This window comes from uncultured Sphingobacterium sp. (genome assembly GCF_964277905.1).
In the GTDB taxonomy this organism is placed as follows: Bacteria; Bacteroidota; Bacteroidia; order Sphingobacteriales; family Sphingobacteriaceae; genus Sphingobacterium; species Sphingobacterium siyangense.
The window spans coordinates 250,512-269,062 of the sequence record NZ_CAXYKD010000043.1; the positions used below are offsets into that span (position 1 = coordinate 250,512).

19 protein-coding genes are annotated in these 18,551 nt (G+C 40.0%); 9 read left to right on the forward strand and 10 right to left on the reverse strand.

The window, feature by feature from the left end; genetic code table 11:
* Positions 1 to 74: 74 nt before the first annotated feature.
* Positions 75 to 1,280 (forward strand): NAD(P)/FAD-dependent oxidoreductase, encoded by a 1,206-nt coding sequence (locus ACHWSC_RS19560; protein WP_394677867.1) that lies wholly within the window; start codon positions 75 to 77, stop codon positions 1,278 to 1,280.
* Here ACHWSC_RS19560 and ACHWSC_RS19565 read toward each other — a convergent pair.
* The 3 genes from ACHWSC_RS19565 to ACHWSC_RS19575 form a co-directional block, all read right to left on the reverse strand.
* The gene (locus tag ACHWSC_RS19565) at positions 1,277 to 2,251 is read right to left on the reverse strand and encodes a DNA topoisomerase IB (protein ID WP_394677868.1); all 975 of its coding nucleotides are present in this window, start codon (positions 2,249 to 2,251) and stop codon (positions 1,277 to 1,279) included. The two genes, ACHWSC_RS19560 and ACHWSC_RS19565, sit on opposite strands and share 4 nt — an antisense overlap.
* 219 nt (positions 2,252 to 2,470) lie before the next feature.
* Positions 2,471 to 2,662: a hypothetical protein gene (locus tag ACHWSC_RS19570; protein ID WP_088161638.1), complete on the reverse strand. Its 192-nt coding sequence runs from the start codon at positions 2,660 to 2,662 to the stop codon at positions 2,471 to 2,473.
* Positions 2,663 to 2,739: 77 nt separating this feature from the next.
* Positions 2,740 to 3,240: an RNA polymerase sigma factor gene (locus ACHWSC_RS19575; protein ID WP_088161637.1), complete on the reverse strand. Its 501-nt coding sequence runs from the start codon at positions 3,238 to 3,240 to the stop codon at positions 2,740 to 2,742.
* 402 nt (positions 3,241 to 3,642) lie between these two features.
* On the opposite strand from ACHWSC_RS19575, the gene ACHWSC_RS19580 reads away from it, so the two are divergent.
* Complete coding sequence (locus ACHWSC_RS19580) at positions 3,643 to 3,894, forward strand: hypothetical protein (protein ID WP_153848526.1); 252 nt, start codon at positions 3,643 to 3,645, stop codon at positions 3,892 to 3,894.
* Positions 3,895 to 3,951: 57 nt separating this feature from the next.
* Here the strand turns inward: ACHWSC_RS19580 and ACHWSC_RS19585 are convergent, their stop codons facing one another.
* Positions 3,952 to 4,302 carry a hypothetical protein gene (locus ACHWSC_RS19585; RefSeq protein ID WP_394677869.1) on the reverse strand — a complete coding sequence of 117 codons (351 nt, stop codon included), beginning with the start codon at positions 4,300 to 4,302 and terminating at the stop codon, positions 3,952 to 3,954.
* A gap of 145 nt (positions 4,303 to 4,447) precedes the next feature.
* Here ACHWSC_RS19585 and ACHWSC_RS19590 point away from each other — a divergent pair, with 145 nt between their 5' ends.
* From ACHWSC_RS19590 to ACHWSC_RS19600, 3 genes are all read left to right on the forward strand, one after another.
* Positions 4,448 to 5,026, forward strand: coding sequence for a hypothetical protein (locus tag ACHWSC_RS19590; RefSeq protein ID WP_075992701.1), 579 nt, complete (start codon positions 4,448 to 4,450; stop codon positions 5,024 to 5,026).
* 181 nt (positions 5,027 to 5,207) lie between these two features.
* A complete protein-coding gene (locus tag ACHWSC_RS19595) occupies positions 5,208 to 5,480 on the forward strand; it encodes a hypothetical protein (protein WP_088161634.1) in 273 nt (90 codons plus the stop codon).
* A gap of 38 nt (positions 5,481 to 5,518) precedes the next feature.
* Positions 5,519 to 5,704, forward strand: a complete 186-nt coding sequence (locus tag ACHWSC_RS19600) for a CsbD family protein (protein ID WP_075992699.1) — start codon at positions 5,519 to 5,521, stop codon at positions 5,702 to 5,704.
* A gap of 84 nt (positions 5,705 to 5,788) precedes the next feature.
* Here ACHWSC_RS19600 and ACHWSC_RS19605 read toward each other — a convergent pair whose 3' ends face one another.
* The 6 genes from ACHWSC_RS19605 to ACHWSC_RS19630 form a co-directional block, all read right to left on the reverse strand.
* The gene (locus tag ACHWSC_RS19605; RefSeq protein WP_333887055.1) at positions 5,789 to 7,600 is read right to left on the reverse strand and encodes a glycoside hydrolase family 15 protein; all 1,812 of its coding nucleotides are present in this window, start codon (positions 7,598 to 7,600) and stop codon (positions 5,789 to 5,791) included.
* A complete protein-coding gene (locus ACHWSC_RS19610) occupies positions 7,600 to 9,783 on the reverse strand; it encodes a bifunctional alpha,alpha-trehalose-phosphate synthase (UDP-forming)/trehalose-phosphatase (RefSeq protein ID WP_394677870.1) in 2,184 nt (727 codons plus the stop codon). The genes ACHWSC_RS19605 and ACHWSC_RS19610 overlap by 1 nt, the downstream gene beginning before the upstream one ends.
* A gap of 214 nt (positions 9,784 to 9,997) precedes the next feature.
* Complete coding sequence (locus ACHWSC_RS19615) at positions 9,998 to 10,639, reverse strand: hypothetical protein (protein WP_075992696.1); 642 nt, start codon at positions 10,637 to 10,639, stop codon at positions 9,998 to 10,000.
* Positions 10,640 to 11,146 carry an S-ribosylhomocysteine lyase gene (locus ACHWSC_RS19620; RefSeq protein WP_075992695.1) on the reverse strand — a complete coding sequence of 169 codons (507 nt, stop codon included), beginning with the start codon at positions 11,144 to 11,146 and terminating at the stop codon, positions 10,640 to 10,642. It abuts the gene before it with no gap.
* 109 nt (positions 11,147 to 11,255) lie between these two features.
* The gene (locus ACHWSC_RS19625) at positions 11,256 to 11,546 is read right to left on the reverse strand and encodes an antibiotic biosynthesis monooxygenase (RefSeq protein WP_088161631.1); all 291 of its coding nucleotides are present in this window, start codon (positions 11,544 to 11,546) and stop codon (positions 11,256 to 11,258) included.
* Between the two features lie 117 nt (positions 11,547 to 11,663).
* On the reverse strand, positions 11,664 to 12,596 hold the full coding sequence (locus ACHWSC_RS19630; protein WP_394677871.1) for a LysR family transcriptional regulator: 933 nt from the start codon (positions 12,594 to 12,596) through the stop codon (positions 11,664 to 11,666).
* 77 nt (positions 12,597 to 12,673) lie between these two features.
* Between ACHWSC_RS19630 and hutH the strand changes: the two genes are divergently transcribed.
* From hutH to hutG, 4 genes are read left to right on the forward strand one after another with little or no spacing between them, the layout of a single operon-like run.
* A complete protein-coding gene (gene hutH / locus ACHWSC_RS19635; RefSeq protein WP_333887063.1) occupies positions 12,674 to 14,233 on the forward strand; it encodes a histidine ammonia-lyase in 1,560 nt (519 codons plus the stop codon).
* A gap of 7 nt (positions 14,234 to 14,240) precedes the next feature.
* Positions 14,241 to 15,491, forward strand: a complete 1,251-nt coding sequence (gene hutI / locus ACHWSC_RS19640) for an imidazolonepropionase (protein WP_394677872.1) — start codon at positions 14,241 to 14,243, stop codon at positions 15,489 to 15,491.
* 4 nt (positions 15,492 to 15,495) lie between these two features.
* Complete coding sequence (locus tag ACHWSC_RS19645) at positions 15,496 to 17,514, forward strand: urocanate hydratase (RefSeq protein WP_394677873.1); 2,019 nt, start codon at positions 15,496 to 15,498, stop codon at positions 17,512 to 17,514.
* Positions 17,511 to 18,515, forward strand: coding sequence for a formimidoylglutamase (hutG, locus tag ACHWSC_RS19650; protein ID WP_394677874.1), 1,005 nt, complete (start codon positions 17,511 to 17,513; stop codon positions 18,513 to 18,515). The genes ACHWSC_RS19645 and hutG overlap by 4 nt, the downstream gene beginning before the upstream one ends.
* Positions 18,516 to 18,551 lie beyond the last annotated feature (36 nt).

An 18,551-nucleotide genomic window follows, 5' to 3' on the forward strand; every position in this document is an offset into this window, starting at 1 on the left:
AATTTAATAAAATGCCAACCAAACTATTTCTTTTCAGAAATAGTTATACAAACATTCAATAAGCTTTTATTACAATGGATTTAAAGTCAAATGAACCTTTCTGGTTAATAAAAAACGGTCTTCTAAATAGTTATCCTTCCTTGCAAGATGATCTTAGCTGTGATGTTCTCGTCGTTGGGGGCGGCATTACAGGGGCCCTGATCGCACATCAATGCATAAACGATGGAAAGAAATGTATTCTTATCGACAAGCGTGAAATTGTGAATGGGAGTTCGGCGGCAACAACCTCTATGTTGCAATATGAAATTGATGTGCCTTTGTATAGATTAAAGGAATTAATTGGTAAAGAGGGCGCAATAGCGAGCTACAGAGCCTGTGGTGAAGCAATTGTCAAATTGGGGGAAATCGCAAAGAAAATCCGGTCCAAAGCTGGTTTCCGAACAAAAAAATCACTCTACTACGCGGCAAGGAAAAAAGATATCTCCTGGTTGAAGCAAGAGTTTGAAGCTCGACAAACGGCGGGTTTTGACGTTAAATGGTTAACGGAACAAGATATCAAGGATCGTTATGCTATACATGGCGCTTATGCTGGAATTCTCTCGGCTCTAGGGGCAAGCATAGATGCCTTTTGCTTTACACATGAACTGCTGGCATACAACGTTAGAAAGGGATTATTGATTTTCGACAAAACAGCCTTAGACACTGTATTATATAAGTCGGCGCATAATCTTGTAACCACTTCGACAGGAGCTAAAATCAAAGCGAAGAAAATTATTTATTGTACAGGATATGAAACGACAAACCTTATTCCGGAGAAATTTGTCGACCTCTTGAGTACATTTGCAATCGTGTCAGAAGCCGATAAAGACAATTATGATCGGTATCGCGATCTGCTTATTTGGAATACTGCTGAACCTTATCTGTATATGCGCACCACAGATGATCATAGGTTTCTGATTGGGGGAGAAGATGAAGAATTTAAAGACCCCATCAAGCGAGATAGTCTCATTTCAGCGAAATCACTTAAATTGGAAAAGTCATTTAACAAAATTTTTACCGATAGGGCCTTTCACGCAGATTTTGCCTGGGCTGGTACTTTTGGAACAACCAAAGATGGATTGCCCTATATCGGAAAACATGAAAAGTTTAAAAACTCATACTTTGTATGTGGTTTCGGTGGAAATGGTATCACATTTTCTGTTGCCGCCATGGATATGGCATCATGCTGGATGAATAACCTAAGCCATCCATTGGACGAATGGTTTAGGTTTGGACGTTAAACAATTGCCTTATTGGTGTGTTTAAGCAGAAAACGGTATAATTTATCCTCTAATTTCGCAAGCGGTAATTTACTTTTTATACTGGGGAATCTTCCCTCCATAAATAAACGTTGTATGGTAGGATGGATATAATAAGTCTGTGAAACAGTCTTTGTATTGCCGAGCTGCTCTGCAACATGTTTAATTACCTTGTTTAGCTGTCTTTTTCGGGCATTAAGTGCCTCCGCCTGTTTTGTTTGGGCGAGCTGGTAAAAAGCTTCTCGACTGGCTCCCCAAATACGAATGCTTTTACAGCTGATCTGACCCGTGGAATTCTCCCGGAGATACTGATTAAAGGCCGCACCGCAGAACGTGCTTTCGCAGGTAGCACTATCAATCTGAAATATCCTCTTTCCCTTCATTTTTAAAAGTTCTTCCAGAAGCTTAGCCTGTTGCCTATTGGACCATGACTTTTGCTGAAAAACACCCTTTTTGCCTTTATAAGCCAAAGATATCTTGTTGTTTTCGATGTTGATGTGCCTTTTTTCCAGTGTACTTAGGCCATATGACTTATTGGTCAGTGTATAGCGCTTATTGCCGATACGAATTAATGTACTGTCCATAATTTTAAAAGCAATTGCACACAATTTGTCCATATCCCAAACCTGATGTTTGAGATGTTTAGTGCTGATCTTTCTTAATTCTTGCAAATATTTACCCATAAAAAGAATATTGCTGAACTTTGCCGCTTGTCGTTGGTCAACGAATTTCGTATGGTAGATATATTGTTTACGCTCTTTTTGATCGAATCCAAAAGCTTGCAGATCACTGGTTGCACTTTTGGCAATCCATACATCCTTCCAGTTGGGCGGAATAACCAGTTTCATTATTCTTTCTAAGATCTTTTTATCAGATACTTCTGATCCTGATGTATCTAAATATTTAAAAGACTTGCCTATTTTCTTTCTTGTATAACCAGCTTTTACTTTCATATGAATTTTAATCTTTCTTGTAAGAACGGAAGAGAGGCATCCCCGGTTTTCGAAAAAGATAAGATCCGTATTATTCACATAAATCAAAGGTTTTATACAGGAAAGGGGAGATGGACTATCAGGTAAATAGAAAGAAAAATATATTAAAAAGGGTTACTTTCTTAACAAAAGCAACCCTTTCTATGGATAAATTTCAAGGTTCTATGAGTAAATTCTCATCTATTTTGTTTTATTTACAGAAGGAGATTTTTTACCTTTTTCTGTCTCTACTTTAGTTTGATTTTTGTCTAATGTGTCCGTAACTACCGCTTGTACAATGGTCTTCCCATTTCCTTTTCCAATGGGACCGCCACAGATAATCAGCGTAATGACCATATTGTGCTGATTTTTTGTTTTAACTTCTGATTTCATATATTTATTATTTAGCGAATTGTCAGCTATCCGGTTAAGTTACTTTAGGTAGATAACCTCAAAAGCTACGTTTTGTTTTATTTTAATTTGTAAATTTTAAGCTGTTTTTGAAGTTTTTTTCGCGTCATGTGTATCCTGGTTTTGATTGTTCCTTCGGGCATGCCAAAATAGGTGGCGATCTCATGGTATTTGTATCCCTCAAGGAATAATTGAAACACCTGGTAATTTTCTTCCGACAAACTGCACATCGCTTTTTGAATATCATCAGCGATAAACTTGCTGTCACTTTTATTGGATTCTACAGTGTTAGTGCTTTCTAGACCGATGTATGTTTCATGGATGTCGTTTATACGTTTGGCTTTACGATATTGGTTAATGTAAACATTTTTCATAATAACGTAGAGCCACGACATTAATTTTGGATGACGGATAAAATCATCGATCGATTTCAATGCACGAATAAGCGTCTCTTGAATTAAATCCTCTTTTTCATCGGGATCATTGGTGAATTTTCCCGCAAAATGTTTCAAAAGACTTCTTTTTTCCTCGACTAAAATATTCAAATTGGAATTGCTCATAGTATCGTTTGTTAAATTGATTGATGTTTATTTGATATATGGAGGTGCAATTAAAGTGCTACATTTATGTTTTCAGGTTCATCTAAAACTTGTTTAAACAGGTATAGGGGAAAAATACGTACACCTGCGTATTGATCATTTTGTAGCCTAAACGCTACAAGAGTACACAATTGAAAGCGTCCCGATAAAAATAGGCGACCGATTTGCGCCCGGTCAATTGGGTATTTGTTCCATTAAAAAATGTCTTTATTACGGGTATCCTTCTGTATTTAGTGGAGTATGGGAACTGTCTGTTTTTTTAAGCAGAAGTTTAAATGATTGTTTTTTATCAGTTTTTATTAAACTAATAAGTTCTGAATGTGGTTCTTAAGAAAAAGATTGATCACAAAAACAAAATAAAATATGAAAAAGAGCAAGAAATTCACGGTAGTTTTGGGAACGTTATTATTTTGCAGCACACTATTCTTTGCGTGCCAAAATCCAAACAAAAATCCAGCAGAAGGAAGTGGTCAGGCGGACAATATCGCGCCGAGCGCTGCCGATGAAACAAGATACAATTTAAGCGAGCAACAAAAAATGAGCATGCAGAAGGATACCAGTTTAGCAGACACGCTGAGGAAGGATAGCATCAATGCTATACAATCTAAACCTTAAAGGAGCACTTAGAAAAGGTCACTCGGACCTCTTCGTTATATCTACAAAAAAACTCCCTTAGTTGTGGGAGTTTTTTTTGTCCTTTTCCTTTTGCCCTGAATCAGCATCATAAATATCTTCTTCTGAATGATCTGGTTTCTCTTTATGTTGATCCTCTTCTGTATTAATCTTTTCTTTAGTGGTGCGGTCGCGTTGTTCTTCTTCACTTGGATCGGGGCCAGCCATACTTTTTGGAGCGTATAGTTTGAGATTGACCGCATCTCGATCCGAAACCTTGGATGGCCTATATACATGCTTAAGACTGTAGCTGTCCGGTTCGTTTTCCATTGTGGCTATTTCGTTCAAGAATAGGGAGCTTTCTTGGAAATAATCTGAAATAGCATCACCAAATTGAATTGCTGTATTCATCGTCTTTTTAATAGGAACATGAGTCAAATCTGATTGGTTCTCTTTTTTACAAAATGACAAAACGATATATTTTAAGAATAAATTTAAAACTTTTCATTTGTCGATCTTGTTATTAAACTAAAGTAATTTAGATAATAGAGATACTATGAGAAAATTGACACTTCTTTTATTAATAACAGCAGGAATTGGGTATCAGGCCCATGCTCAGAAAATTGAAACTACACCACAGATGTCCTCGGATGTCGGAATTGAACCTATTCGACAAGGAAATTGGATGGTCGGTGGATCGATCGGTAATCTTGGCTATAGTTTTGAAGGAAAATCATTTAATGTAGCACTTCAACCACGAGCTGGTTATTTCGTGTCCGATGGATTGGCTATTGGTGCACAGGCAAATCTTGGCTTGGCTACTCAAAAAGATGCTGATAATGAATGGACTTATGGTGTAGCGCCATTTGTGCGTTATTACTTTCCAAATGCGGGATCAAGTACAGGTCGGTTTTTTGGACAGGGAGACATTGGTATCTCAGGAAGTTCTAGGGGCAAAGATGTCGCACTGGCGGTAGGAGCCAATGTTGGATATGCACATTTTATCACACGAACTGTTGCTTTGGAAGCTACCTTTGGCTACAATTATAGCAAGGCTAATATTAATACCGGCAGCGGTGCGAGTGGTTTAGGCGTTGGCGTAGGTTTTCAAATCTATTTACCAGGTAAACGCTAACAAAAAATAGTAAAAGCAATCTTTAACAGTATGTTTCCAATTAATCAATTGGAAACATTTTTTTTGGACGTCACCGTATAATTACTTGCTCTTGTGTATGAAAGACCTATTCTTTTCAAAATGACAAAAATTAGAAAACATTTGAAGCAACGTAGCTGTTTTTCTAATAAAAGGAGCTGAAATGATGACAGGGACAAAAAATATTGGTTTGGTACTCAAAGATAAAATGGGTAAATGGTCTTCTTATAACATTCCGTTACTCAAAGAGTGCCACCTGAACAACAAGCTTGTGAAGAGCAATGAACTGGAAGGTATTTTTGTCATAGGGAGTTTGGCAACGGGACTATACATATTTTCATTGTATAAAAACCGTTTTATAGACTTGATGGGCAAGCGAATCGGGATGGAGGAGATCTGTGAACATTTTGACAGCTATAAACAGACATTAATATAAAAGTACATACATTCATTTTTTAAAAACAAGGAGCATTTATGAGTAATTTAACATGGAAAGGCCGTTGGAACGAGTTGAAAGGTAAAGTGAAACAGCAATATGCAGATTTAACCGATGATGATCTATTGTATGCCGAGGGAAAGGAAGATGAATTGTTGGGTAAATTGCAACAAAAGACCGGAAAAACCAAAGAAGAGGTAGAAAACTGGCTGGATAAATTGTAATAATTAATCAAGGCCATTTAATTGGCAATTATAAGCGTAAAAATGTGCGATCAATTTATTTTGAACGCACATTTTGTTTTTATGTCATTGAAAAATTGGTTTATCTAATTTTATGGCAAGCCGATAAACGGCATTCATCAATCCAACGTGACTGTAGGCTTGTGGGAAATTGCCCCATTGGCTGCCATTGTCCTCGGTAACATCCTCACTGAACAGCCCCAGGTGATTGCTGTAGGTCAGCAAACGTTCGAGGATCTCTTTCGCTTCCTCCACACGGCCGACACAGGCTAGTGCTTCCACGTACCAAAATGCACAGACTAAGAAAGTGGATTTGGGTCTGCCGAAGTCATCCTGATGTTTATAGCGATAGAAAAGCCCATTTTCACCTTTTAATTCCTTTTCCAGCATTTCGAGATGATGAAGAGCGCGTTCCGATTTTGGGTCAAGGTAATCCATGACAATGAGCTGCAAGGTACTGGCGTCTAAATTCCGGCTATCAATAGCATTCTGATAGACTTTTCGCTCTTCGTCATAACAGGCCTCGATATAAGCTTCTGCTTTTTTTAAGAGGACATTCGCGCGATCCTCCATATCTTGATAACCATTTTGACGCGCAATCAATAGGGCCGCCTTACATCCAACCCATTGAAAAAGATTGGAATAGCAATGGTGGTTGGCGAAATTTCTAAACTCCCAGATACCGGCATCTTTTTCCTCTATAGTAGCCTCAATCTTTTCGAGAATGAAATTTACCCAGCCTAACACATTCTTGTTTTCATGGATTTTAAAACGTTGATCAGTGAAAAGAGGTAACAAGGCAATCATTGCTTGGCCGTATACATCATTTTGGATATGTTCAAAAGCTTGATTGCCAATCCGCACTGGACCGTTATCCTGATAGCCTTTTAGGTAAGGTAAGATCTGTTCTGTCAGTTCGGTGGTACCAAGGATACCATACAAAGGTTGAAGTCTTCCAGGGTTGCGATGCGTGATGCCAGCAATATAATTAGCAAAGCTTTCCATTTCTTCAAACTGACCGATGTGCGTCAATGCTGTTAAGACATAATAACTATCACGTACCCAGCAATAACGGTAGTCCCAGTTTCTTCCCGAACCTGGATATTCGGGCAGACTAGTTGTTGATGCGGCGATAATTGCTCCTGTATCCTCATATTGATGAAGTTTCAGCACCAGAGCTGATCGGATAACTTCTGTTTGATAAATGTTGGGGATACTACACCTTTTAATCCATCGCTGCCAATAACTGAGCGTCTTATGGAGGAAATCCTCACAGGTGCTCACAATAGCCGATTCGAAAGCTGCATCATACGTCAGTATAAGGTATTTATTTTCACTGATAATGGTCCAGCTTTCCTCTTGGAAGAAATGTGAAATAGGCAGATCAGTAGTAAGTCGAATCCGCTCTCCGACCTGATCGTTGCTATAAAGAATATGGTTGCTGCCACGGGTAGGCTTAAGTGCCAAGCGGCCGTAGTCAGCAGTCGGCTGACATCTGATGTTGACGCTAGGGGCACCATGCAGTGGTTCGATCTTTCGTATCAGCATCAACGGTTTAAAATACCGCCCGAATTGTTCAAAACGAGGTGCAAAATCTGTAATACGATAGGCGTAGGATTCCGTGTGGATTTCCGTACAGAGCACATTGGAGTTTTTGACGTAATACTGCTTGGTTTCCACAACTGCTTCCTCTGAACTGATCTTGAAAGTTCCACCTTGATTTTTATCGATCATACTGCCGAATACAAAGCTATCTTCGAACGATGGCCAGCACAACCATGATATGTTTGTATCGATGCCAACATGCGCTATGTAGGAACAATTTCCAATGATTCCAGATTGGTAGATATGTCTGTTTTCTGTTGTATTTTCGTTCATTATTTTACGATAAGTTGATTTAAAAATTGAAGAACATCTTCTTGTTCATCTAAATAATATTTTGCTGCAGATTTGTTGCTGCCTACCTTAATACTTATGGTCGATTGCGGTAGATACCTGAATAGATCCTCGTCGGTAATGTCGTCGCCAATAGCCAACATGAAATCTGCTTTTATATGTCCTGCGATTTCCAATGCCGCCTTACCTTTATTAACTTCTGTATTTTTGACCTCAATGACAGCATTTCCGTCCAGTAGCTGTAATCCATAGTCGTTGAGCATTGGGTTTAAAATCTCCTTTAGCTCTGTTGCTTTAAGTTCGCCTAAGCCCAGTTCCACTTTTCTATAATGCCAAGCTAACGAGTAGGGCTTGACCTCGATGTAAGCCCCCGGAGTTTGATCGGCGAGTTTTTCCATCAGCTTTTTTACTTCAGGCATCCAGTGGAGGGCCAATCCTTTTTTATACGACCAGTTGAAATTTGGGAAATTTGACCAAATACCATGTTCGGCAACTAAATAGTAAGATCGACCGTCAAACCAAGACGATAGGCTCTCTTGTGATCGGCCGCTTATGATGACCAATGTATTGAGTGGATCAGAAATAATATTATCCAAAAGGTTATACAACAGGGTCGTCGGCGTTGCTTTCTGGGCATGATTCTGGAATTTGACCAAGGTACCGTCATAGTCCAGAAAAAAGAGTCTATTGCTACTTTTGCTATACCTTTCTGAAATACTATTCAATACCTTATCCGAGATTCGTCTTGCCCATTCGTCACGTTGTATGGCTTTGGTCTCAGCCAAACGATTGGTAAAAAGCTGCACCCAATGCTGCACATTAAACTTCTGTATAATCTGAATATTGGCATCGTTACGTTCCTGAATTTCTTCGGGCGGCATTTTAAGCGCTTGATAAATACTGTCTGCCGTTTCCGTACGATTATAGGGGTTAATAATCAAGGCATCAACAAGTTCCTTGGAGGCGCCTGCAAACTCACTTAAAATCAATACGCCCTTTGACAAAGTCTTACTGGCGATGTATTCTTTACTTACAAGATTCATCCCATCTCGCGTAGATGTAATCATACAGATATCGGATGCAACATATAATCCAACCAGTTCTTCGAATGGAAGCGATTTATAAAAATATAATACTGGCGTCCAGCTTAGATTGCCATAAATGGAATTGATTTCACTCACCTTCCGGTTAATCTCATCTTTCAGTTTTTTGTATTGCGATACCTTATCCCTGGAGGGCACGATAAGCATATATAACACAACTTTTGTATGCCACTCGGGGTATTTTTCAAGGAAAGTGAGGAATGCACGTAATCGCTCTAATATCCCTTTGCTATAATCGAGCCTATCTACAGCTATAATAATCTTTTGATCGGGAAAATGGCTCCGGAATTGGCTTGCAATGGACTGGATTTTAGGCTGACTGCTGACTTCGACGAATTTATCAAAATCAATGCCCATCGGAAAGGATTCTATAAATATATGACGGTCTTTGTACTTGAGCTGGTTATGTCCAGATGATACATGCAGTATTTTTTTGCAGGCATTTAGAAAGTTCTGACTATCGGCGAAAGTATGAAATCCGATAAGATCTGCTCCCAGTAAACCTTCAACCAATTCTTTACGTTGCGGAATGTTCATAAAGAGTTCCTCCGAAGGAAAAGGGATATGGTGAAAGTAACCGATGTTGAGCTCTTGGTTCTCTGAACGCAGCAGTTGAGGGAGCAGCATAAGCTGATAATCATGGACCCAAATAAAATCGGATGGCTCATCGATAGAAAGCGTAGCCTCGCAGAATTTCTTATTTACCATGACATAGGTAGACCAATATTCGCGGTCAAAATGGATGTAGCTCGGTTGATAATGGCAAATAGGCCAGAGGACCTCATTGGAATAACCTTCGTAGAAATTGCGTATTTCATCTTTGGATAAGAAAACAGGAAGCAAGTTCATCGGTTTGAGAAGCTCGACAATCTTTTCTTTTTCCTCTTCATCTTTGGGAACAATTCCCGGCCAGCCAACCCAAAGTATTTCATCCGTATCAAAGGCGGAATTTAAACCGGTTGCCAGTCCGCCCGCACTCGGCTTGATGATTAATTTTTCTTTTTTTCGCTCTATTTGTATCGGCAGTCTATTTGAAATTATTATTTTCTTCTTTTTCTTCATAAGAATATTAGATCGATTTATTTGCAGTGTGGAAGAGTTATATTGAAATAACGATGGGCTTGTAATCCACTTATCTGAACAACCTCGGGAGAGAATAGTTTGAATAAATTCAAATTAGAAAGACAATAGGGAAGCTGTTGAAGAAAGAACGCGGTAATTTGCAAAAAAAAAGACCTCTATTTCTACAGGTCTTTTTTTTTGCTATTTCATTAGATTACGATATACTGACCGCAGCAGCTTTTTCGTTATCCAGCTTTTTCATGAATTGATCGAGAATATCACCTAATCTCCCTGAAATTTCTCCTAAAATACTTTCCCAATCTTTAACTGTACCATCACAATTGTCTGAAACAATTTTAATACTATGAAAGGTGAGGTTTTTTTGAAAACAGAAATTCGCTAGGGCATAAGATTCCATATCAAATGCCAAAGGATTAAAATGTTTGATATCCTGATAAAAAGCAGTATTTACATTGATAAAACGATCCGATGTCAAAAGTGCATCTTCGTAGCGAAATTCATCACGAGATATGGATTCCAATACGCCCTGACCTTTAAAAAACAAGGTGTTTTCCAGGAAAAATCCATCCGTATAAGCATCCCCTTGTGCATAGTATGCCGGATAAAGGACATGGCCTATCGGATGCCTTGTACAACCTACCGTGCCAACATTGAGAAGAACGGGACTAATCCCTAATGCTTTGATGTCTTCGTAAAGCGTAGCTACGGACAGGAGCGCATTTACTTTACCTACACCAATTTCGTATACGAAAGTCGATTCACTTGTCGAATTAAAAGATAGCTCATTTTTATTTGCTACCAAGATAATCGTTTCAATATCTTTATTCAGGATCATTTAATTTTCTTCGATATATGGATACTCAAATTCCAATTCTTCGGCAGTAATTAGATTTAAGAAGTTAACACAAGCCTGTTTTGAGGTGGGAAAATCCATGAATGTGTAATTTCCGCAGCTAATCGGGTTTTGGAAAGGTACTTCGTATCCTTCTGTAAGAACAGTCTCTAATACTTCTTTCATCAATTCCGCCACATTCTGAGGAGTTTTCGCTGTTCCAGCCAATACAACATAAAATCCCGTGCAACAACCCATTGGCCCAACATAAATAACTTCATCACCTAAGATGGTTCTAATTTCTGTTGCAAAACAATGTTCTAAGGTATGCATGACCTCAGGTGATAGCATACGCTCCGGAGAATTCGGTCTGATCATGCGAATGTCGTAAGTTGTATAACTCTCAACATTGCTGTTATTGGTTGTAGAAGCTTTAGCGTAGATCCCTTGTTTTAACTTGGTATGATCTACCGTAAAACTATTTACTTTTGCTTTTTCTTTTGTGTACATCTTGTTCTGTTCAAAGCTATAACGCTTGTGACGTTATAGGGGTTAAAAGTTGAATATCAAAAATTTCTACAAAGATACTAGATTATTGTAGAAAAGGACGACAAAACTACTATTTTAACACTTCATAATGTTCGACTGTTGGAAATGGATCGTAGTAATGATGTAAAAGTTTCTCCCATTCCTTAAATAATGCCGACTCCCTGAAACCAATGGTATGGTCTTCTAAAGTTTCCCATTCAACCAACAAAATGTACTGGTTATCTTTTTCAATACATTTACGTAAGGAATGCGTGATATAACCTTTACTCGCACTAATATACTGGCAAGCTGTTTTATAATCTCTTTCAAAATCGGACTGTTGCCCTTCAATAATTTGTAATACAGCTACTTCTAAAATCATAATTCGTTTTTTAAATAAAGTTTAGTAAATATATCAAACTTAGAGAATTTGTTTTTTATATGCAATACAATAACAAGCTTATCCGAACAATTTATTTGACATTCTTTTGATGCAGGCTTAGCTATTATTGTTTATGTCGGCAGTATCAGGTCTAGCTTTGTTGGTTTGCGAAGCGATGATCTGAATAACTAATGGAATACCGGGATTACGATTTTGGGCATTCCAAACCAAGGAGAGGGTCGTTCGCTGCGGCAAAGTATCCAATTCAAGGAAAGTAACATCAACATGGTATCCGTTCTTTAAAGATGAAGGAACTATTGCAACACCCAGTCCCTGAGCAACCATATTGAAAATAGTTAAAGCATTCACTGTGCGTAAAGTAACTTTGGGGATAAACTTATGATCACTAAAAATACTCATCACGAGATCATAATAAGAGTGGCTATAGTTTTTGGAAAATAAGATAAATGATTCATTTTTGAACGCATCAAGACTTGGTTGCGGCGACTTCAAAAGGGGATGATCGTTGGGTAAAACGAGGCTAAAATGCTCTGTATGTATAGGTAAGCTACATAACCCCGGGGGCGTTTCGGAAAGACGAACAAACCCTAAGTCCAGTTCTTTTTTCTCCAGCAGATCCAGCTGGGTTTCATTCGCTAGTTCGTGAAGTGATAACTCGATATCAGGCTGCTGCTGTTTTAAGGTGACAAGCAATTGCGGTAAGATTGTTTGAACAGCCGACCCGATAAACCCCAGCTTTAAGGTGCTTATTTTACCGTTGGCAAAACTTTGAAGTTGAGTTTCAATCTGATCCAAGTGCCGAAATAGTTCTTTCACCTCCTGAAAGAGATACATCCCCGCTTCAGTCATTTGAACATTTCGTTTATTACGCTCAAAGAGTGTTACGCCATAGGATTCCTCCAGCTGCTTAATTTGCCTGCTCAAGCCTGGCTGCGCAATAAACAATTTTTCGGCAGCCCTTCTAAAATGCAGTTCTTCTGCCAATACTTTAAAATACAGTAAATGTCTTAGCTCTATTTGATAATTCATGGTTATCAATTGATGATAAAAATGGTATTTCTAATTATCAAATATAGCAAGTACATTTGAGTAAAGCAGTTATGATAATGGAAAAATTTTTATATGGCAGTGGGCAGCTAACATGCTCCACCGCTTTAGCGATAGCAAAAGGAACGGTTACCGGGGAAATTTCCCCCGAAGTCAAGGATAAGATCGAGCAAAGCGCCAGTTATGTCAGGAAAATAGTTGAGCGCGGTGAGGTTGTCTATGGGATCAATACCGGTTTTGGTCCATTGTGTACCACACTTATTGATGCAAGTCAAACGCAGCTGTTACAAGAAAATATTCTCAAAAGCCATGCTGTCGGTATGGGAGAACCTATAGCCAACGATTTGGCCAAATTGATGCTCATTCTTAAAGTTCACGCGCTTTCTAAAGGATTTTCAGGAGTTCAGTATACGACGATTGAGCGGATTATTTGGCATATTGAAAATCATGTCATTCCTGTGGTTCCCAAACAAGGTTCTGTCGGCGCATCGGGTGATTTGGCCCCATTGTCACATTTATTTTTACCATTGATTGGTTTAGGAAAAGTTAACGTAGAAGGGGAGATTGTGGAGACAGCTGCCGTTTTGGAAAAACACGGTATGGCACCGGTTCAGCTGGGTGCAAAAGAAGGTCTGGCTTTAATCAATGGAACTCAATTTATGGCTGCACATGGTGTGATGGCTGTTGCCGAGTTAAATCGTGTACTTCAGAACGCTGACATTATTGCTACCTTAATGATTGAAGGCTTAAATGGTTCAATAAAACCATTTTTTACAGAATTACATCAATTACGCCCGCACCCAGGAAACCGCTATGTCGCTGCAAGCATTTTTAACATGCTTCATGGCTCGGCCATTTTGGAAAGCCACAAAGACTGTTCTCGTGTACAAGATCCCTATTCGCTGCGCTGTATCCCTCAGGTCCATGGAGCATCACGCAATGCTTGGTTTCATTTGAAGGATACCATAGAAATCGAAATAAATGCAGTGACCGATAATCCTGTGATCATTAATGATGAACTAACCATTAGTGGCGGTAGCTTTCACGGACAGTCAATTGCTTTGCCTTTGGATTATGCCACACTGGCCGCATCGGAAATTGGCAATATTTCGGACCGAAGGGTCTATTTGTCTTTAGAAGGTCAAACCAACGGAGTCCCAAAATTGTTAATGAAGTCAACCGGTCTCAATTCAGGATTTATGATCTTACAATATAGCACGGCCGCGATTGCAAGTGAGAATAAAGGACTTTGTTTTCCTGCAAGTGCAGATAGCATTCCTACCTCTTTAGGCCAGGAAGATCATGTCAGTATGGGATCTATTGCCGGCCGAAAATTACTGCAGGTCATTGACAATGTCGATAAAATACTAAGTATTGAACTGTTATGTGCGGCACAGGCCAAGGATTACCATCAGCCATTAAAATCGACTGCAGCATTGGAAGCTATCCATGCAAGAATTCGCCAGTCTATTCCGCATATTGAATCCGATCAACCTATGGAAGAGCTGCTGACTGAGGCACAAAGGCTCGTAAAATCAGGCGAACTGATCACATTGCATCGTCAATATGCTACAGGTGAGATTGAAGCGGATTTGAAACAAAGGTTTGAAATGTTTTAAACGAAGAATGATGGAAAAAGAGCTGAAATTAGTTGGACCTTTTAGGCAGGTATTAACGATGTCAAATATGCCCATAAATGGGGCGCTCCACGATAAACAATTGGCTATTATTAAAGAAGGAGGTATTTTAATAGCAGGTAACAATATTTTGGAAGTGGGGGATTTTGAGCAACTACAACTGCAATGGGGAAAGGAGGCGGCACTTGTACTTGTAGAAGGAGATCAAGTCGCTCTGCCAGGCTTTATTGATTGCCATACACATATTGCTTTTGCCGGTAATCGAGCGAATGATTTCGCCCTTCGAAATGCAGGCTCAAGCTACCTGGAGATTGCAGCGGCAGGAGGTGGGATCTGGAGCACCGTTTCCCATACCCGGGATTGTAACGTAGAAGAATTGATTGATCTCACTATCCAGCGCGCAAATTTTCTATTAAGGCAAGGAATCACAACAATTGAAGTTAAAAGTGGTTACGGCCTCAATGTTAAAGAAGAACTTAAGATATTACGGGGCATTCAGGAATCGGATCATCGTACGGCATCAGACCTTATTCCAACTTGTTTGGCGGCACATATGCTCCCACGGGATTTCGACGGATCGGCAAAAGATTATCTTCATCTGATCACAACAGATCTCTTTCCCCTATTGAAATCAGAAGGGCTGTCAAATCGGATTGACGCATTTATCGAAAAAACGGCTTTTCAGGGGGAAGACATCATAGCCTATTTACGAAAAGCAAAAGAAATGGGTTTTGATCTGACTATTCATGCCGATCAATTTACCACTTCGGGAAGTCAGATTGCTGTAGAACTCGGTGCTCAATCTGCGGATCATCTTGAAGCATCAACTGCGGCTGAAATAGAACTTATCGCACACTCAGCTACTGTTGCTGTAGCGCTGCCTGCTGCCTCTATCGGCCTTGGATGTGGTTTTACACCTGCTAGAAAGTTGCTGGATGCAGGTGCATGTTTGGCAATAGGAAGTGACTGGAATCCAGGGTCCGCGCCCATGGGACAGTTACTGACGAGTGCGAGTATTTTGGCAACAGCAGAAAAGTTGACGAATGCGGAGTTGCTTTCGGCACTAACCTACCGTGCTGCAAAAGCCTTAAACCTGTCGGATCGCGGCGTGTTGACCAAGGGCATGAAAGCAGATTTTAGTTTATTTAAAACAGATAATTATCAGGATATTACCTACTACCAAGGAAGCTTGCAGCCTACAGCAGTATGGAAAAATGGTCAGGAAGTATTCTCAATATAACAACATGGAAGATACATTTAAGAGTGAGGTTGCGGAAGGTATTCCGACCGTATTACCTCCAAAAGTAGAACGAGATCATACAATAAGTCATGCCCCCAGACGAAAGGATATTCTCACCAAGTCGGAAGAGAAGCTGGCCCTACGGAATGCATTGCGTTATTTTCCAAAACAATGGCATACGGTTTTAGCACCTGAATTTTTAGAGGAGCTTCGTAGTTTTGGGCGAATCTACATGTACCGCTTTAGACCCCAATATGCAATGCACGCTCGACCGATAGATGATTATCCAGCAGTGAGTAAGCAGGCGGCAGCTATTATGTTGATGATTCAGAACAACCTCGATCCAGCTGTAGCACAACATCCCCATGAACTGATTACCTATGGTGGGAATGGAGCTGTTTTCCAAAATTGGGCGCAATATCGCCTCACCATGCAGTATCTTTCGCAGATGACAGATGAGCAAACTTTACATCTTTACAGTGGTCATCCAATGGGGCTTTTCCCTTCCTCACAACATGCACCTCGTGTTGTTGTAACCAATGGCATGATGATTCCAAACTATTCGAAACCGGATGACTGGGAACGTTTTAACGCCTTAGGCGTTACACAATATGGGCAGATGACTGCAGGTTCCTATATGTATATTGGTCCACAGGGTATTGTGCATGGCACCACAATTACTGTCATGAACGCTTTTCGAAAACATTTAGCAGTAGACGATACCATTCAAGGCAAGGTATTTTTGACTTCTGGTTTGGGAGGTATGAGTGGCGCACAGCCCAAAGCAGGTAATATTGCCGGCTGTATCACCGTATGCGCTGAAATAAATCCCGCTGCGGCAAAAAAGCGGCATGAACAGGGTTGGGTAGACCGATTGATAGAAAATATCGATGAACTCGTTGAACAGGTACAGTTGGCGATGGATCAAAAGGAAACAATTTCCTTCGCCTATATCGGTAATATTGTCGAAGTGTGGGAAGCCTTTGATCGCGAAAATATCCACATCACGGTAGGATCTGATCAGACATCATTACATAATCCTTGGTCTGGAGGCTATTATCCAATGGGGCTGACCTTTGCAGCATCCAATGCGCTGTTAGCGACCGATCCTGACCGGTTTAAGCGATGTGTACAAGAAAGCTTAGTACGACATGTCGATGCCATCAATAGGCATGTATCCAAGGGAACCTATTTCTTTGATTACGGCAATGCGTTTCTGTTGGAAAGCAGTCGTGCTGGTGCAGCTGTATGGAATGATAAAAAGGATCAATTCCGCTACCCATCTTATGTGCAGGATATTCTTGGTCCAATGTGTTTTGACTATGGTTTTGGACCATTTCGCTGGGTTTGCACGTCTGGAAAGACTTCGGATCTCCAAAAATCAGACGAAATAGCCATGACAGTTTTAGAAAAGCTTCGAAAAGAAGCCCCTGTGGAGATTCAGCAGCAGATGCAAGATAATATTCAATGGATCAAAGAAGCTGGTAAAAATAGACTTGTAGTAGGCTCTCAGGCGCGTATTCTTTATGCAGATTCCAATGGACGTATTGCCATAGCAAAGGCTTTTAATGAAGCCGTAAAAAGTGGCTTATTTGAAGCACCTATTGTTTTGGGAAGAGACCATCATGATGTGAGCGGTACCGATTCACCTTATCGGGAAACAAGCAATATCTACGACGGCAGTCAATTTACAGCAGATATGGCTATTCATAACGTCATTGGCGACAGTTTCCGAGGGGCCACTTGGGTATCTATTCACAATGGCGGTGGAGTCGGTTGGGGTGAAGTCATCAACGGAGGCTTCGGTCTACTGCTAGATGGCTCTGAAGAAGCAGCTTTTAAGTTGGAAAAGATGCTGTATTTTGATGTGAATAATGGGATTGCTAGGCGCGCCTGGGCTAGAAATAAGGAAGCTAATCAGGCGCTAGATCGTGCAATGGAGAGAAATACGGCATTGCAAGTTACCCGGGCGCAACTTGTAGATGACGATATTATTGAACAATTATTTGATCTGAGCGAATGAACTTATTGTTGAATAATCCGGAAATATATAACAAAGGTGACCAAGCGGTCTGGAAGGGGCGTATCGATGGGCAGGATCGCGAATGGATGCGTTGGCATCAATTAATGGATTGTGTTGATCTTCTCGAGCAGCCCGATTTAAGGCATTCCATTGCTTTTCTCGGATTCTGTAGCGATGAGGGGGTTGGACGCAATCAAGGTCGTGTAGGAGCCAAAGATGGACCGACAGCACTTCGGAATGTATTAACAAACCTTCCTGTACATTTTTCTGATAAACTAAAACTTAAAGACTGTGGTGATATACTTTTAAAAGACAGTGATTTAGATCTGTCTCAGCAGGGACTAGGGGCTGCTTTAAATTGTATTCTCGAACAAGAAGGATTTCCAATCGTCTTAGGTGGTGGCCATGAAGTAACTTATGGCCATTATTTGGGTGTTAAAGAATTTCTAAAGAGTCGGAATCAAAGTCTTGGCATTATTAATTTGGATGCCCATTTAGACATCCGTCCATTGCAGGATGGCAAAGGGAATTCTGGAACGGGATTCTATCAAATCGAGCAGGATCAGTCTAAAGCTGATTTGCCATTTCATTACTTGGCGATTGGTATTCAAGGAATTAGTAATACCAAGGGATTGCTGGACTATGCCACAGAGAAGGATGTGCAGATTATTGAAAGAGAGAGTTTGGTCATTGAAAAGCTGGATTTAATTAGGGAAAAAATTGTTCGTTTCTCCAAATTAGTGGATTATGTGTATTTGACGGTTGATCTTGATGCTTTCGCTGCAGCCTATGCACCGGGAGTAAGTGCATTGGCATTTAACGGTATAGTTCCTGATCATTTGTTTTTTACGATCTACGATATGCTACTGGATCTGCCTAATCTAAAATCTGTCGATTTTGCCGAATTCAATCCCCATTTTGATATTGATTCCAGAACGGCCAAACTAACGGCTGATCTCATTTTTAAGTTGATAAACAAATTAGCAATTAAACTTGATTAGCAACTGCTCATTAGCTAAACAGGAGGCAAAAAAGAT